We start from the raw sequence: 17488 nt of genomic DNA on the forward strand, positions 1-17488 counted from the left end.
TGCGGCCGAGTCGGCCTCAAAACCCCCCACTATTTATCTCGGCAAGACCGCCAAAATCCGCTTGAACACTTCCTGCACCTCGCCGACGCCGTCGACATGGCGCAGCTTGCCGATCGCCTCGAAATGGTCGGCGACCGGCGCGGTCTGCGCACGGTAGACGTCGAGGCGCTTGCGCACGACGATCGGGTCGTCATCGGGACGGTGTTCGGCGGCGAAGCGGATTTCGCAGCGCGCGAGGATGGCCGCATCGGGCACGTCGAGCTTGATCGCCACGTCGAGCGGCTGGCCGATGCGCGCGAGCAGGTCTTCGAGCGCGGCGCACTGGGCCAGGTTGCGCGGATAGCCGTCGAGGATGAAGCCGCCCTTGGCATCCGGCTCGGTGATGCGCTCTTCGAGCATGCCGAGAACGATGTCGTCGGAAACGAGCTGGCCGGCGTCCATCACCGCCTTGGCCTTGACGCCGAGCGGCGTGCCGGCCTTGACCGCGGCGCGCAGCAGGTCGCCGGTGGAGATATGCGGGATGCCGAGTTCGCTCTTGAGCAATGTCGCCTGGGTACCCTTGCCCGATCCGTTCGGGCCGAAGAAAACGATGCGCATATCTGATCCGGTGAAAGCGAGGTGATGGGTGCAATGCGAGCTGCGTCCGGCTAACCTAGCGGCAGTGCGGCAGCGAGTCAATGAAACCCTGGAAACTCCGCGCCTCGCGCAGTTTTCCTATCCCAATTCCATTGAGGATTCCATGAGCAAAAAGCAGGGCAAGTCGGGCAAGGGCGCGCTGTTCTACGCGCAGTCGGGCGGCGTGACCGCGGTGATCAACGCCAGCGCCTGCGGCGTGATCGAAACCTGCCGCAAGCGCGGCATTCCGGTCTATGCGGGACGCAACGGCATTCTCGGCGCGCTGCGCGAGGAACTGATCGACTTGTCGAAGGAAGACCGCACGGCGGTTGCGGCATTACGCCACACCCCGGGCGGCGCCTTCGGCTCCTGCCGCTTCAAGCTCAAGTCGATCGAAGCGGACCGCGCGCGCTACGAGCGCCTGATCGACGTCTGCCGCGCGCACGACATCCGCTACTTCCTATACAACGGCGGCAACGATTCGGCCGATACCTCGCTGAAGATCTCCAAGCTCAGCGCCGAGTTGGGCTACGACTTGAAGGTGGTCGGCGTGCCGAAGACGGTCGATAACGACTTGCCGGTCACCGACTCCTGCCCCGGCTTCGGCTCGGTGGCGAAGTACACAGCCGTGTCGATCACCGAGGCCAGCCTCGACGTCGAGTCGATGAGCGAGTCGTCGACCAAGGTCTTCGTCATGGAAGTGATGGGCCGGCATGCCGGCTGGATCGCGGCCGCGGCCGGTCTCGCGAGCCACGGCAAGGACGCACCGCCGCATGTAATCCTGTTCCCCGAAGTGCCGTTCGAGCAGGACAAGTTCCTCGCTCGCGTGAAACAAGTCGTGGCCAAGGTCGGCTACTGTTCGGTGATCGTCTCCGAAGGCGTGAAGACGGCGGACGGCAAGTTCCTCACCGACTCCGGCGTGGTCGATGCGTTCGGCCATACCCAGCTCGGCGGCGGTGCGGCGCCGATCATCGCGGGACTGGTCAAGGACAGGCTCGGCTTCAAGATTCACTGGGCCGTGCCGGACTATCTGCAGCGCTCGGCGCGGCATTTGGCCTCGAAGTCGGACCTGGAACAGGCCTACGCGGTCGGCCAGGCCGCGGTCGAATACGCGCTCGCCGGCAAAAATGCGGTCATGCCGGTGATCAAGCGCACGTCCTCGAATCCGTTCAAGTGGAAGGTCGAGCCTGCACCGATCACCAAGATCGCCAATATCGAAAAGAAACTGCCGGCGAACTTCATCAGCAAGGACGGCTTCCACATCACCACGGCCGCGCGCAACTATTTCGAACCGCTGATCCGCGGTGAGGCTTATCCGCCGTACGACGCGAAAACGGGCCTGCCGAAATACGTGCGCCTGAAACGCGTGCTGCTGAAGAAGAAGCTGCCGAAGTACGAGATCGCGGACAAATAATTTTCCGGAGAGCTGCCCATGCGAAATGGATTTTTCTGGATAGCCGGGACAATGCTGGTCTTGGCCGGGTGTGCAACGTCGGCGGACAAGCGCAGTACAAGCCCGGAGCTGTCCGGCACCGTGCAACAGGCGCCGCCGAACGAACAAACGGCCGCGGTTTCCCGTTTCGAGAAAGCCGTGGAATTGCTGCATTCGGGCAAGGTAGCCGAAGGCAGGGCGATGTTGCGCGAGATCGTTTCGGCGATGCCTCCAGACTGGCGGGCGATCAACGAGGGTGCCGACAGCGTCGCCATCGCATATTGGGATCAACAAGAGTTCATCGAGTGCTCTCCGGGTGATGCCAAGCGATACAAGAAAAAGATCCTATGGACATTGCCTTCCTATACGCAGGCTTGGTATTTGCTGGCGTTCTTCGCGATTGAGAACAAAGATGCGGCCGAAGCAGATGCCGATATCGACCGTGCGCTCGCACTGGAACCGGATCGCCCCATGCTGCTGAACGAGAAAGCCACGATCGTCCAACAATCTCCGCAGCGCCTTGCGGATGCCGTGGCGATAAACCGCAAGGCAGTCGATTCGCAACATTGCACCAGCACCGCAAACCGCAAGAGAGATCTTTCACGCGCATGGCGGTCGATGGGCGTTGCATTGATCGATCTGCGCAAGTGGGACGAGGCGGACGCGGCGCTGGAAGAGTCGCTCAAGGTCGATCCCGGCAATCCCAACACGATCAGAGAGTTGATGTATCTGGAACAGGCGCGCGGCAAGAAACCGCCGTCGAACACCTCGACTGTGATCAAGCGTGTCACTCAGTAGCGATGCGATCCGATTCTTCTGCTTCAACGGCTTCCAACGCGATCTCGTCCATCCCCGAAAACGAGCTGATCGAGACCTTCGTGCGCGCCTCCGGGCCGGGCGGGCAGAACGTCAACAAGGTCGCCTCGGCGGTCGAGTTGCGCTTCGACGTGCTGCATTCGCCATCGCTGTCCGAGGCGCTGCGTGCGCGCGTGCTCGCGCGGCGCGACCGGCGCCTGACGGCCGAGGGCGTGCTCGTAATCCAGGCGAACCGCTTCCGCGATCAGGCGAAGAACCGCGAGGACGCACGCGCGCGCCTCGCCGAGATTCTGCAGGCGGCCGCTTACGTGCCGAAGAAGCGCGTCGCGACCAAGCCGACGCGTGCCTCGAAGGAACGGCGTCTCGACGCCAAGCGACTGCGCAGCACGCACAAACAGCAGCGATCGAAACGCAATTGGGGTGATGATTGAAGAGCGCTTTTTGATCATGGATTACAGGGATGTACTCGGATCAGAAGTAAAGCGGAGGAAGCAAAATCCTCTTGCTCTCTCCGGTTCTGCTTTATCCGTGCCGATCCGTGCAATCCGCGGCCAAAACGCTTTTTAGGGGAATCCGGCTAAGTGACGACTTCGATATTTCCGCAAGTGCCGCCGCAGGCGCCGCAGTTTCCGCCGTCGTTGGTCAGCCGGTTGTGCCGCGCGCTGCTGCGCTGGTCCGGCTGGCGCGTGACCGGCACGTTGCCCGACGTGCCGAAGCTCGTCCTGATCGGCGCACCGCACTCTTCCAACTGGGACGGCGTCTGGGCACTCGCCTTCAAGGTCGCGCTGCGCGTCGACGTCCGCTTCATCATCAAGAACGACTACACCAAGGGCGTGCTCGGCCCGCTCGTGCGCGGCCTCGGCGGCATCGGCATCGACCGCGCGGCGGCGCACGACGTGGTGACTCAGATGCGCCTGCAGTTCGCCGGGCAGGACAAGCTCTGGCTCGGCATCACGCCCGAAGGCACGCGCAAAAAAGTGAAGAAGTGGAAAAGCGGTTTTTGGCACATCGCGCGCGCCGCCGGCGTGCCGGTGCAGCTGCTGTATTTTCACTACCCCGACAAGACGATCGGCCTCGGCCCACTGATCGAGCTGACCGACGATCTCGACGCCGACATGGCGCGCATCCGCGAATACTACGTGCCGTTCCAAGGCAAGAACCGCGGCACCGTATGAGCACGCCGGTGCTGCTCGCCTGGAGCGGCGGCAAGGACTCGACGCTGGCACTGGAGCGTCTGCGAGCGGATCCCAGTTATCGTGTCGTCGGGCTTCTCACCACGGTCACTGCCGTATACGAGCGTATCGCGATCCATGGCGTGCGTCGGTCGATACTTCAGCGCCAGTCCGAAGCATTGGGCCTTCCGCTGATCGAAGCGACGATTCCGCCGCAAGCATCCAACGACGTCTACGAAGCAGCATTCGCCGACGCGTTGGCGCGGGCGCAGGTGACGGAACCCAAGCTCGACGCGATCGCGTTCGGCGATCTCTATCTCGCCGACGTGCGCGCGTATCGCGAGGCGCTGCTGCAGCGGCTAGGTTGGCGCGGCGTCTATCCGATCTGGGGCGAAGACACCGCCGAAGTCGCGCGCCGTTTCATTGCGCGCGGCTATCGCGCGATTTTGAGCTGCGTGGATACGCAACAGATCGACGCGGATTTCTGCGGGTGCGATTTCGACGCCACCCTGCTCGCCGATCTGCCCGCCTCGTGCGATCCCTGCGGTGAGAACGGCGAGTTCCACACCTGCGTTTATGCCGGGCCGATGTTCGCCCAGCCGATCGCGCTCGCGCGCGGCGAGCGCGTTCTGCGCGACGGCCGCTTCGAGTATGTCGATCTGATCGAAGTCTGAGGCAACACGCTACGGCGCCGCGAACAGATCGGCGAGATCGGCCTCGTCGAAGCGCAGGCTCTGCGCATCGCCGCCTTCGAGTACGGCGCGCGCGAGTTCGGCCTTGCGCTCTTGCAGAGCCTGGATCTTTTCTTCGACGGTGCCCGAACAAATCAATTTGTAGACGAAGACCGGCTTGTCCTGACCGATGCGGTGGGCGCGGTCGGTGGCCTGATTTTCCACGGCCGGGTTCCACCAGGGATCGTAGTGGATGACCGTATCGGCCGCGGTCAGGTTGAGGCCGACGCCGCCGGCCTTGAGGCTGATCAGGAACAACGGCACGCGCCCGGATTGGAAGCGCTTGACCAAGGCGGCACGCTGCGTTCCGGGCGTCTGCCCGGTCAGGGTCAGGTAGGCAATCGAGCGTTCCGCCAACGCCGCTTCAATCAAGGCGAGCATCTCGGTGAACTGACTGAACAAAAGAACGCGGCGCCCTTCGTCGACGAGGCTGTCGATGAGTTCGAGCAGCAGATCGAGTTTGGCCGAGGTCTTGACCCCGCGTGCGGCGTCGAGCTTGACCAGGCGCGGATCGCAACAAGCCTGGCGCAGCTTGAGCAGGGCATCGAGCACGACGATGCCGCTTTGGGCGAGACCGCGTTTCTTCACTTCGTCGAGCACGCGCTCGTGCTGCGCGAGGCGCAGGGTTTCGTAAAGCTCGCGCTGGTCGCCTTCGATCTCGACGGCGCGCGTGATCTCGGTTTTCGGCGGCAGGTCGGCGAGCACGTCCTGCTTGCGCCGGCGCAGCAGCAAGGGCGCGATGCGGCGCTGCAGGCGTTCGCGGCGCTCGACGTCGCCGCGCTTTTCGATCGGCGCGCGGAAGAAACGCGTGAAATTCTTCTCGTTGCCGAGCAGGCCGGGCTCGACGGCGTCGAACTGCGCCCACAGTTCGCCGAGATGATTCTCGAGCGGCGTGCCGGTCATCGCCAGGCGTCGGCGCGCAGGCAGCTCGCGCACGATCTTCGCCCATTGCGTCTTCGCGTTCTTGATCGCCTGCGCTTCGTCGAGCACGAGCAGGGAATATTCGTGCGCGCGCAGCTCCTTGCGATCGCGCAAAAGCAAAGGATAAGTAGTGATGACGAGATCGTGGCGCGTGATCGCCTCGTGCAGGCCGGCGCGTGCCGGACCGTGCAGCACGAGCACGGACAGGTCCGGCGCGAAGCGCAGGGCTTCGTCGCGCCAATTGGCGACGAGACTGGTCGGCGCGAGGACGAGCACGGGCGCACCGAGGCGACCGCGCTGTTTTTCCGCGAGCACGTGGGCGAGCACCTGCACAGTCTTGCCGAGACCCATATCGTCGGCGAGCACGCCGCCGAGACCCGCATCGGCGAGCAGGCCGAGCCAGGCGAGACCGTCGCGCTGATACGCGCGCAGAGTCGCATTGAATCCGCGCGGTTCGGTCGCCGGTTCGCGCGCGGCGGAGAGGCGATCGATGAGGCCGCGCAGCGCACCGCCGCCGCGCCACGGCACGGCAAGCTCGTCGAGTACGCCCGCCTGCGCGCGGCGCAGGCGCAGGGTTCCGTCTTCGCCGGCCGATCCTTGCAACCATTCGATGAGCGGCGCGATCAGTTTGCGCAACCGCGCCAGCGGCAAAGCCGCACGCCGGCGTTCGTCCAGCGGCACGAGCCAGCTGGCATCGTCGGCTTCGCCCTTGCGCGCCACGAGCGGAAAGGCCGGATCGGCAAGCAGGCGGCGCAGGATCGGCAGCAGATCGACGCGTTCGCCGTCGACGTCGATGCCGAGGCGCAGATCGAACCAGGGATTACCGGCGTCTTCGTCTTCGCTGCCGTCGACTTGCAGGTACCACTCGCCGGTTTCGCTGACGAGGGCGAACGGAAAACCCGCAGCCGATTCGAGCTTGAAGCCGAATTCGCGCAAGCTCGGCGCAAGCGCGAATACCTGCTCGACGGTGGCCAGTTGATTGCGCCGCGATTCGATGACGAAGTCGCCGTCGACGAGTTCGCCTTCGGCAGCGCCGATCAGATGGCGCAGCAATTCGGCATCGACGAAGCCGAGGCTCTCCAGTTGTTCGCAGGCTGCGAGTTCCGCTCCGCGGTCGCGCACGATGTCGAGCACACGGCCGTTGAACAGGCGCCGCTCGCGTACGGACGCGGGTGCGAACAGCAATCTGGGCCCTGCATAGTCGAAGCACAGACGAACAAGACCGGCGTCATAGCGGCCGGCAGAGTCGCCGATCGCGACGCTGCGCAGGATGGCGATCGGCGTCGGTACGACGCGATGCTCTTCGGCTGCCATTGTCGAGCCGGCTTGCACGGCTGATGCTCCGGGTCGCGGCGTCCGCATGCGCGGATTCGGCGGCGCCGAATCGGCTTTCGCCGGCTCGTCGCCGCTTATATCGGCCAGGCCGTATGCAGCGGTGAATTTCAACGCGATCGCGGCGACATGTTCACATGCGGCCCCGAGTACGCAAGTGCACTGCGTGACGACATCGGGTTCGCCTTCGCCGCCGTCGATCCGAATCTGGGCTGCGCACGCAAACAAATCGCCGCCGTCCACTTCACCGGACAGGATGCCGGATTCGGGCGCGGCCGAGGCGTAGCGCAAACCGTGCACGCGGCCATGGCGCAGAAAGTCTGCGCCTTGATCGAGCATGTGGCGGTCGAGCGTACGGCCGATCAGGCCAGATAGCAGCCGGCGGAATCGCGCTTCATCCATTTATGCGGACTGCTGCGAGCAATCAAATAGGTGAGTCTGACCAGATGGGTCGTCGGCGTCCAGTCGCAAGCTCAGGCGCGAGCGGCGGTTGCCTTCAGTTTCGCCGACGCGTCGCGCGCGATCGAGCGGAATCCGGCTGAAATGCGCGTCTCGTCTGCAACGTCGCGCCAAAATGCCAGGGCCGCCTCGGCGGCGATTCGCCAGTCTTCGCGATGCTCCGGCAAAGGCTGAACGACGACATATTCGCGCTCGACAACTTCGCCGCTCGGCAGCGGGCGGAATGTCATCGGCAACATGTCGTAAGCGGGTGCAAGCGGCAGCGGCCGAGCATCAACGAGCTGCAACGCGGCATTGCCGAGATGCATGTCGCTGTTCGCGATCAACTCGCCGAACCAGCTGAGCCTGCGCAGCAACATCGCGTCGTCGGCATTCAGCCAACCGTCGCGCGCGAGCTCGGATGCAAAGCGCCACCAATCGATGCGGCCATGGCCGTAGTAGCCCGCGTCGAGTGCGGCGAACGAGACGAAGCCACGGCGGCCGAGTTCCGGCGTGCGGTCGAAGCGCGTCGATTCGAGAAACACGCGCCCGTCGGCCTCGACGATATCGCTGATCGCCGCAGGCAGGCCATGCTCACGCAGGGTTTCGCCGGCCAAATGCTCGCAGATCAGAAGATCGGCCCAACGCCGCCCCGCTCTCGTCGTCACACGATCGCTGAATTTGACGATGACGGGCTTGTATCCGTCGTCGGAACGCAAGGTCGCGGTGAATTTGGGCTGCTCGCCGCCCGCGGAAGAACCGATGCTCTCGCCTCTGAGCGCAATGTCCGCCAGTTGCGGATACGCCTTGGCGCGTTGCCGTGCGGGGAACACGGCACGCGGCTCTTGGATATCGCGCAGGGCTCGCTGCAGTGTGGCTTCGCCGAGGACGAGGTCACCGGCCTGATCCTCGCCGTGGCGCAGCAGGCCGAGCACGATATCGTCGCTATGCCAGAGTACGATGTCGTCGCGCGCGCCGATGTCCGCGGCGATGCGTCGGCCGAAGGCGCGGCCGAGAAATCCCTGCGGGCGTTGATCGTCGAGAAACCATGGCAGGCCCGGAAACAGGCCGCTGCCGAAGTCGCCCTCGAGAAAGGCGGGCAGCGGGCGCGCCGGCTCGAACAAGAAGGCGTCGTTGTGCAGCGCCTGCAGCTCGCCGAGTTTCTCCGGACGGGCGCGCGCCTCGATGCGATAGAGCGGCCAGCGGCTGCCTGCGCGGGCGATGGGGTGAGCTAATGCGTAACGCGAAGCGCGCGCCTTGCCGATGCGTACGATGCGCTCGCCCGCCGCGGCGACGAGCCGCGAAACACCGGCCTGACTGACATCCAGTTCGCGCGCGATTTCTGCCGCCGTGACGATGCCGCGGCGGCGCAGAAGGGTCTCGAGCTGCTCGAATCTCGACTCGTCCATGAGTCTTAGTGAATAGATTTATGAATAGATAGTCAAGTGCGAATTTTCAAAAGACCCAGTCTTTATGCTGATGTTCTGGCCGAGACCACCGAAAATCACACAGATTCCGAATAGATTTATGCAGCGATAGCCGACGGCTTGCTGTTCCGCCATGCCGCCAACAACTGCTCGCGCTGCTTCGCCGCCTTGGCGAAATTCGCTTCCTTGATGTGACCATAGCCACGAATCTGCTCGGGGATCGAGGCGATGTCGACCGCGAGCTTGAGACTGTCGCGATCGAGCTTGGACAGCAGTTCGTCGATTGTGGCGAAGTACTCGACGATGAGCTGGCGCTCCATCTTGCGCTCCTCGGTCTTGCCGAAGATATCGAGCGCGCCGCCGCGCAGGCCCTTGAACTTGGCCAGCAGCTTGAACGCGCGGAGCATCCACGGGCCGAACTCGCGCTTGATCAAATGACCGTCCGCGTCCTTCTTGGAGAAGGTCGGCGGAGCGAGGTTGAAGTGAATCTTGTAGTCGCCGTCGAAGGTGCTCTTGATCTGCTTTTCGAACTCGCCGCTCGTGTACAGGCGGGCGACTTCGTATTCGTCCTTGTAGGCCATCAGCTTGAACGCATAGCGAGCGACCGCTTGGGTAAGCGCGGTCTGCCCTGGCGCCTTTGCCTGCTCGGCGCTGCGCACCTTGTCGACCAGAGCCTTGTACTTCGCCGCGTAGGCTGCGTCCTGGTAGTCGGTCAGGAAGGCCACGCGACGAGCGATCTGATCGTCGAGATTCGCACTGAGCACCGCGTCATTCAGCGGTGTGGCGACCGGCAGCGCCGGAACGGACGCGGCCGTGCCGCTCGCGACTTCCTTCACTTTCTTCATGTCGACTGCGGCAAGACGGCCCCAATTGAACGCCGACTTGTTCATCTCGATCGCGGCACCGTTGAGTTCGATCGCGCGCATCAAGGCAGCCTCGGAGATCGGCACCCAGCCCTTCTGCCAAGCATACCCAAGTATGAACAGATTGCTCGCGATCGAATCGCCGAGCAGCTTGGTGGCGAGGTCGGTCGCATCGACCAGCTCGGGCTGATCGCCGTCGAGCGCAGTGCCGACGGCCTTGACGATCTGCAGTGCCGGGAACTGCATGTCCGGCTTGGTCGTGAACGTACCGGGCATCGCCTCATAGGTGTTGAGCACAACGTGCGAGCGCTTGGCGCGGATCTTCGACAGCGCCCAGTAATCGTTGACCACGACCATGTCGCAGCCGAGCACGAGGTCGGCTTCGCCCGCGGCGATGCGCACAGCGTGGATGTCGGCCGGCGTCTTCGCGATGCGCAGATGACAGGTCACCGCGCCGCCCTTCTGCGCGAGACCGGTCTGGTCGAGCACGGTCGCGCCCTTCGACTCCAGATGCGCGGCCATGCCGATCAGCGCACCGATCGTGACCACGCCAGTGCCGCCGATACCGGTGACGAGAATGTTCCACGGCTGCGCCAGGTCGCTGGCGAAGTTCGGTTGCGGCAACGTGGAGAAATCCACTTTTCCTCCGCCCGGCTTGCGCTTCTTCAAACCGCCGCCGTGAATCGTGACGAAACTCGGGCAGAAGCCTTTGACGCAGGAAAAATCCTTGTTGCAGTTCGACTGATCGATTTCGCGCTTGCGGCCGTATTCGGTTTCCTTCGGCAGCACCGAGACGCAGAACGACTTCTCGCCGCAGTCGCCGCAGCCTTCGCAAACGAGCGAGTTGATGAAAACGCGCTTCTTCGGATCTTCGAGCTTGCCGCGCTTGCGCCGGCGGCGCTTCTCGGTCGCGCAGGTCTGATCGTAGATCAGCACCGACACGCCGGGCACTTCGCGCAGGCGCTTGGAGACCGCATCTAGCTCGGCGCGGTCGACGAATTCGACATCGCGCGGGAACAGCTCGCGCCGCGACCATTTGCCGACATCGTCGCTGACGACGATGATCGTCTGCACGCCTTCGGCACGCATCTGGTTGGCGATGTCGGGCACGGACAACTTGCCGTCCACCGGCTGGCCGCCGGTCATCGCGACCGCGTCGTTGTAGAGAATCTTGTAGGTGATGTTGACCTTGGCCGCGATCGCCTGACGCACGGCGAGCGAACCGGAATGGAAATACGTGCCGTCGCCGAGGTTCTGGAAAACGTGCTGAGTTTCGGTGAACGGCGCCTGGCCGCACCAGGTCGCGCCTTCGCCGCCCATCTGGGTGAACGTGTCGGTGCGGCGGTCCATCCAGGTGACCATGTAGTGGCAGCCGATGCCGCCGAGCGCGCGGGAGCCTTCGGGCACGGCGGTCGACGTGTTGTGCGGGCAGCCGGAGCAGTAGTGCGCGGCGCGCGGAAAGCTCGCACGCGGAAGGGTCAGCTCTTTCTCTTTCGCCTCGATCCAGGCAACGCGTGCCTTGATCGTGTCGTTGGAGAAGAAGCGCGACAGGCGCTTGGCGATAACGAGCGCGATCATCGCCGGCGTCAGCTCCGCCGTCGACGGCAGGATCCAATTGCCTTCTTCGTCGTACTTGCCGACCACGCTCGCGCGCGTCGGCCAGTTGTACATATATTCTTTCATCTGCGATTCGATGAAGGAGCGCTTCTCTTCGGCGACGATGATGTCTTCGAGGCCGTCGGCGAAGCGGCGGATGCCGACCGGTTCGAGCGGCCAAGTCATGCCGATCTTGTACACGCGGATGCCGATATCGGCAGCCATCTTGTCGTCGATGCCGAGATATTCGAGCGCCTGCAGCACGTCGAGATAGCTCTTGCCCGTGGTCACGATGCCGAGACGCGCCTTCGGCGAGTCGATGACGATGCGGTCGATGTTGTTGGCGCGCGCAAAGGCCTGCGACGCTTGCACGGCGTATTGGTGCAGGCGCATTTCCTGATTGAGCGGCGGATCGGGCCAGCGGATATTGAGACCGTCGGCCGGCATGACGAAGTCCGTCGGCAATACGATATCGAGCTGATGCGGATTGACGTTGACGCTGGCCGACGATTCGACCGTCTCAGCGATTGTCTTGAAGCCGACCCAGCGGCCGGTATAGCGCGACATCGCCCAGCCGAGCATGCCCATGTCGAGGATGTCCTGCACGCCGGCCGGATTGAGGATCGGCATCATCGCGCTGACGAATTCGAGTTCCGAACCGTGCGGCAGGGTCGACGAGCGGCAGGCGTGGTCGTCGGCCGCAAGCGCAAGCACGCCGCCATTCTTCGAAGTACCCGCGGCGTTGCCGTGCTTGAACACGTCGCCCGAGCGGTCAACGCCAGGACCCTTGCCGTACCACATCGCGAACACGCCGTCGTACTTCGCGCCCGGGAACAAATTCGCCTGCTGGGTGCCCCAGACCATCGTCGCACCGAGGTCCTCGTTGAGGCCGGGCTGGAATTCGATGTTCGAGGATTTGAGATGTTTCTTGGCCTTCCACAGCTCCAGGTCGAAACCACCGAGCGGCGAGCCGCGATAGCCGGAAATAAAGCCGGCGGTGGAAAGCCCCGCCGCGCGATCGCGCATTTGTTGCATCAACGGCAACCGCACCAGCGCTTGCACGCCGGAGAGATAAATGCGGCCTTGGGTACGCGTGTACTTGTCCTCGAGCGTGTAGCCGAGGTCGAGCTGGGTTGCGGGAACAGACATGATGGCCTTGCTCGCAGCGGGGTTTTGAACGCGCAAGTTTAGCATTCGGCGCAAGTCCGCTGGGGCAAACGCTCGTTCGAGTCTGTGGGGACTACTGAGTTTGCGCGATCAGCGCGTCGAGCGTATAGGGCGCCGGAGGCTCGTTGTCCGCCTGCGCGGGATAGTCGGTGCCCGCGTCGAACTGCACCGACGCGACGAGCGAACTCAGTTCGTCGACGCAGGATTTCGCCGCCTTCGCATCCATGCCGGCGATGCTGAATTCGAGCACGCCTTTGCGTGCGAGACGTACGGCGTGGCAATCGAACACGCTCGCTTTCGCGCCGTCAAGCTGACGCTCCTCGCTCCAGACGACCGTCGCGCCGTCGCGTGCCGGCGGCGAGTCGTAACGCAGCAGCGAACCGCCGCTGCCGAAAAGTCGCGACGCATAAGCGCGCGTATGCGCTGCTTCGAGCAGGGCGTCGGCATCGGGCATCGCGGATTCGGCGGCGACGAGACCGTCGTGACGCCAGCGCACACGCACGATGCGCAAATTGGCGTCGGTCAGCGTCTTGTTCGCGGCGACCATCCAACCGACCAGATACGCGTCGTGCTCGCCGCGTAGGGCCGTGTCGGCATGGCGCGCGTCGGCGCCTGCGAGCAGATGCTGATTGCGCGGAATTTCCAGACGCATGCCGATCGCTTCGCGCGCGAAACGGCCGCGCAGGAAATCGACTTTTTCGGCGAGCCTTTGCAATTCCGCAGGCGTCGCACGACGTGGAGGTTCGGCCTCGGTCGCCGGCTCAGGGGACGGCGGCGTTCGCATCGCAGGTGAAGCGGGCGCCGCCTTGTCCGGCGCCGAGGTCGAACAGTTGGAAGAGGAGCGCCGCACTGTGGCGCCCTCGTCAGAGTCGATAGTGTCTTCGCTCGCCGCACGCGCATTGCTCTGCGCTACGGCAGGACGATTCTCGCCGGCTGTCGCGGACGCAACGTGGAATGCGCTGCAGGCAAGCAGCGCCGCCGCGGCACACGGGCCAAGCAGTAGCCGAGGCTTATCGCGATCGACGTCGTCCGAATATTTGCACAGAGCATAGAAGACGTAGCCCGGAACGAAGAGGCTCAACACGCCGTCGAGCGTGCGCCTGCGCCAAACGCGCGCAGCGATGTGAATTCCCAAGACAAAGGAAACCACGTAGAGAACCACCAGCCCCTGTAGCATCGCTCCAACTTCCCCGAGCGGACGAATGCGCCGAAGTGTAGACGAGCGCGTCGGACAAAACCGGGCAGCTTGCCGCGGTTTCGTCGCGAATTTTCAATTTTCGGCTAGGTCTCGGGCTTGATCATCGCCTTGAACGGGAACAACTGCTGGTTGACGAAGCCGTCGGGCATGTAGTCGCCGACCACGCCGTAGCGTTCGGGGAATTTCCTTTCCGACTTCACCGCAGTGCCGAACAGGTAATCGAGAAACGAGTAATGCGCGGCATAATTCTTGTCGATCGCTTCGTCGTCTTGCGAGTGATGCCAGTGGTGAAAATCCGGCGTCACGATCAGATACTTGAGCGGCCCCCACGGCAGATGCACGTTGGCGTGATTGAACACGGCCTGGAAGCCGACGATGATGATGTAAGCATTGATCACAGCCTCGGAAAATCCGATCACGAACAGTGGCGCGAGCACGAACACACGCGTGGCAATGATTTCGAGCATGTGCTGACGCGAGCCCGCGAGCCAGTCCATCGTCTTCGTCGAGTGATGCACCGAGTGGAATTTCCACAGGAACGGCACCTCGTGATAAGCGCGATGAGTGAAGTACTGCGCAAGATCGGCGACGAGGATGCAGAGCAGAAGCTGCGGCACGAACCAGATGCGCTGCACGGCGAGCTGGAAATCGTGATTGACCAGCCAGCCAAACACGTTGTGGATGAGAAAGTTGACGGTCAGCAGGATCAGGCCGACAAGAAAGTGGTTGACCGCGAAATGCTTGAGGTCGGTCTGCCATTCGCGGCGAAAGATCGGCTGTCCTTTGTATAGCGGAAACAATTTTTCGAGCACGACGAAGATCGTCGTCGAACCGAGCAGGTCGAGGATGAACCAGTCGAGGCCGATGTACGGCGTGTTGTCCGGAAAATCCCCGACCGGCACGCGCGAGCCGCCCAACGCCACGGCAACGACGACGCAAATGAACGCGACGAGATTGAGGTTGCGTCGGCGATTGAAGACCAGATTAGTCAGCGACAGTGCGCCGGCGACGAGCAGCCCGGCGAACAGCAGTTGGCGCAGCACGTCGACCGAATACTTGTGGCGCAGCTCCGGCATGGTCAGGTACTGCGGAAAATGGAACGCGATCACTGCGAGCAGACTGAGGATGCCGAGCAGCAGCGCGATCACGGTGGTGATCAACGCCTTGCCGGTACGCAGGTCTCCGCTGCGATGAAGCAGGTCGTCGGTGTCGTCGACGACTTCGTTCACGCGCCGCGCCGTGGCCGCAAACGGCGCAATGAGAATACGACGCGAAATCGCGCGCTTGGAACCGGGCGGCAGGGACGATCCGAACATGACGTTACTGTGACCAATTGGACGTTGCGCGCACTATAGCTTCGGATTCAGGCACTTGCACGAGCGCGCCGCGCATCTTGAAAAGGCCTGCCTCATCCCTACTTCATGGCGAAGGAAAGCAGTCATGCTTACCGTATCCGCCAGGGGTTTGATCCAACCGCCGCTCGTCGCGATCGACGCGACCGAATTCCGGCCAGGCGAACCTTTGCCTTCGCATCCCACGCCCGCCATCCCGCGCACGGCCGCCCCTGCACGCATCCGTTTTTCCCAGTACTTGGAGTGGTCCATGCCGCCCATGTAGCTCGTCGTTGTGCGTGTCCGTTTGTATACCTTTTCACTTTGTCCCAACCTGTCGAAGGATAGAACGTCATGTCGTGGCTTAATACGGAATTGAGTCTTGGCAATATCGTCATCATCGTCGGCGTGATCGTCGCGCTGATGCTGCTGTATTCGTCGGTCGTCTACGTGCCGAATAATCGTGTCGGCGTACTCGAACGACTATGGGCCGGCAAGGGCTCGGTCAAACGCGGCCTGGTCGCCCTCAGCGGCGAAGCGGGCTATGTGCCCGACTTGCTGCGCGGCGGCTTTCATTTGTTGTTTCCGTTCCAATATCGCGTGCACAAGGTCGACCTGGTGACCGTGCCGCAGGGTGAGATCGGCTATGTGTTCGCGCGCGACGGCCGGCCGCTCGAAGCGGGACAGACGTTGGGAGCGAACAGCACGCATCCCACGCGCGAAGATCGGGAAGCCGGCGCTGCTCAAACGAGTGCAGGTGACTTTGAGGACGTTCGCAGCTTCCTTGCCGGCGGCGGCCAGAAAGGTCCCCAGCGCAAGGTGCTGCGCGAAGGCGTCTACGCGATCAATATCGCGCAGTTCATCGTGCTCACGCGCGCCAATACCTACGCCGTCGCGCTCGCGAAGTCCGACGCGGATACGATCGAAGCGATGCGCGCGCAGATCGAAGCGCGCGGCGGCTTTCACCCAGTCGTCATCGGCGAGCAGTCGGGGCAAAGTGTCCGCGTCGCCGATCCCGGCACGAAGGAAGCGCGCATCATCAGCGACGTCATCGGCATCGTCACCGTGCACGACGGCCCCGGCCTGCCCGCCGGCGAACTGATCGCGCCCGCAGTCGGCGCCGACCGCAGCGCGGCCGCGACGTATCACAATAACTTCCAGGACGCCGACCGCTTCCTCGCCGCCGGCGGTTTCCGCGGCCGCCAGTATCAGGTGCTGGTCGACGGCACTTACTACGTCAATCGCCTGTTCGCGAGCGTCGAGTTCATCGAGAAGACCCTCGTGCCGATGGGCATGGTCGGCGTCATCGTCTCGTTCACCGGCCGGCGCGGTGCCGACCGCTCGGGCGCTGAGTACCAACACGGCGAACTCGTCGGTGAAGGCGAACGCGGCGTCTGGGAGGCTCCGATGCTGCCGGGCAAGTATCCGTTCAACCGCTTCGCCGGTTCGATCGTGAAAGTGCCGACGACCAACTTCATCCTCAAATGGGAATCGGGCCAATCGGGTTCCGACTTCGATCGCAACCTCAAGGAAATCTCGCTGATCACCAAGGATGCGTTCGAACCCACCCTGCCGCTGTCCGTGGTCGTGCATATCGACTACAAAAAGGCGGCGAAGGTGATCCAGCGTTTCGGCGATGTGCAGAAGCTGGTCGAGCAGACGCTCGATCCGATGGTCTCCGCGTATTTCAAGAACACCGCGCAGACCAAGACGCTGATCGAGCTACTGCAGCAGCGCGCCGACATCCAGGGCCAGGCGCTCGCGGACATGAAAGGCAAGTTCGCCGCCTATAACCTCGAACTGCAGGAAGTGTTGATCGGCACGCCGAAATCGCCGGCCGGCAACAGCCAGATCGAAAACATCCTCGCCCAGTTGCGCGATCGTCAGGTCGCACGTGAACAGATCGAGACCTACGAGCAGCAGGAGGCCGCCGCGGTCAAGGAACGCACGCTGCGTGAGGCGGCGGCGGTTGCGGCCCAGCAAAAGGGCCTGACCGAATCGCGCATTGCGATCGAGATTGCCGAGAACAAGGGTCTGGCCGAAGTGAAGACGCAGACACGTCAAGGCGAAGCCGACGCGGCGAAGATCCGCAACGTCGCGCTGGCCGATGCCGAACGCATCAAGGCGATCGGCGCGGCGAACGCGAACCGCATCGAACTCGAAGGCGAGGCGACCGCGCGCGCGGCGCACAAGCAGGTCGAGGCTTACGGCGGTCCCGAGATCCGTCTTGCGCAGGAAATCTCCGCGCAGATCACCAAGGCCATTGCCGACGGCAAGCTGCCGGTCGTGCCGCAGATTCTCGTCGGCGGCGACGGCAAGAGCAGCAATGCGATCGAGGCGATCACGGCGATGATCCTCGCCGCGGGTCAGCAGTTCCGTCAGCCGAAGACGACGACGGTGCAGTGATGCAAATACCGCAGCCGGCGCATACCGCCGGCTGCTTTTTGCG

The 17488-nt window shown here is 63.4% G+C and carries 12 protein-coding genes; 6 read left to right on the forward strand and 6 right to left on the reverse strand.

Features of this window, described 5'->3' with window-relative positions; translation table 11 throughout:
- Positions 1–33: 33 nt before the first annotated feature.
- Positions 34–597, reverse strand: coding sequence for an adenylate kinase (locus FFS30_RS06585; RefSeq protein WP_137912267.1), 564 nt, complete (start codon positions 595–597; stop codon positions 34–36).
- Positions 598–739: 142 nt separating this feature from the next.
- Here FFS30_RS06585 and FFS30_RS06590 point away from each other — a divergent pair, with 142 nt between their 5' ends.
- The 5 genes from FFS30_RS06590 (at position 740) to FFS30_RS06610 (ending at position 4709) form a co-directional block, all read left to right on the forward strand.
- Positions 740–2029, forward strand: a complete 1290-nt coding sequence (locus tag FFS30_RS06590) for a 6-phosphofructokinase (protein WP_137912268.1) — start codon at positions 740–742, stop codon at positions 2027–2029.
- 18 nt (positions 2030–2047) lie between these two features.
- Positions 2048–2845: a hypothetical protein gene (locus FFS30_RS06595; RefSeq protein WP_137912269.1), complete on the forward strand. Its 798-nt coding sequence runs from the start codon at positions 2048–2050 to the stop codon at positions 2843–2845.
- Between the two features lie 2 nt (positions 2846–2847).
- Positions 2848–3294 carry an alternative ribosome rescue aminoacyl-tRNA hydrolase ArfB gene (gene arfB, locus FFS30_RS06600; protein ID WP_137912270.1) on the forward strand — a complete coding sequence of 149 codons (447 nt, stop codon included), beginning with the start codon at positions 2848–2850 and terminating at the stop codon, positions 3292–3294.
- A 150-nt stretch (positions 3295–3444) separates the two neighbouring features.
- Complete coding sequence (locus tag FFS30_RS06605; RefSeq protein WP_137912271.1) at positions 3445–4038, forward strand: lysophospholipid acyltransferase family protein; 594 nt, start codon at positions 3445–3447, stop codon at positions 4036–4038.
- Entirely contained in the window at positions 4035–4709 is a 675-nt protein-coding gene (locus FFS30_RS06610) for an ATP-binding protein (protein WP_137912272.1), read from the forward strand. Before FFS30_RS06605 ends, FFS30_RS06610 begins: the two co-directional genes overlap by 4 nt.
- Positions 4710–4718: 9 nt before the next feature.
- Here FFS30_RS06610 and FFS30_RS06615 read toward each other — a convergent pair whose 3' ends face one another.
- From FFS30_RS06615 to FFS30_RS06635, 5 genes are all read right to left on the reverse strand, one after another.
- A complete protein-coding gene (locus FFS30_RS06615) occupies positions 4719–7421 on the reverse strand; it encodes a DEAD/DEAH box helicase (RefSeq protein ID WP_137912273.1) in 2703 nt (900 codons plus the stop codon).
- A 71-nt stretch (positions 7422–7492) separates the two neighbouring features.
- The gene (yjjJ, locus tag FFS30_RS06620; RefSeq protein WP_137912274.1) at positions 7493–8866 is read right to left on the reverse strand and encodes a type II toxin-antitoxin system HipA family toxin YjjJ; all 1374 of its coding nucleotides are present in this window, start codon (positions 8864–8866) and stop codon (positions 7493–7495) included.
- A 116-nt stretch (positions 8867–8982) separates the two neighbouring features.
- Positions 8983–12492 (reverse strand): indolepyruvate ferredoxin oxidoreductase family protein, encoded by a 3510-nt coding sequence (locus FFS30_RS06625; RefSeq protein ID WP_137912275.1) that lies wholly within the window; start codon positions 12490–12492, stop codon positions 8983–8985.
- A gap of 91 nt (positions 12493–12583) precedes the next feature.
- A complete protein-coding gene (locus FFS30_RS06630; protein WP_137912276.1) occupies positions 12584–13687 on the reverse strand; it encodes a DUF2167 domain-containing protein in 1104 nt (367 codons plus the stop codon).
- 104 nt (positions 13688–13791) lie between these two features.
- On the reverse strand, positions 13792–15024 hold the full coding sequence (locus FFS30_RS06635; RefSeq protein WP_137912277.1) for a sterol desaturase family protein: 1233 nt from the start codon (positions 15022–15024) through the stop codon (positions 13792–13794).
- A gap of 369 nt (positions 15025–15393) precedes the next feature.
- Here FFS30_RS06635 and FFS30_RS06640 point away from each other — a divergent pair, with 369 nt between their 5' ends.
- Positions 15394–17445: an SPFH domain-containing protein gene (locus FFS30_RS06640; RefSeq protein ID WP_137912278.1), complete on the forward strand. Its 2052-nt coding sequence runs from the start codon at positions 15394–15396 to the stop codon at positions 17443–17445.
- Positions 17446–17488 lie beyond the last annotated feature (43 nt).

This window comes from Rudaea sp. 3F27F6, from assembly GCF_005503555.1.
GTDB lineage: Bacteria > Pseudomonadota > Gammaproteobacteria > Xanthomonadales > Rhodanobacteraceae > Rudaea.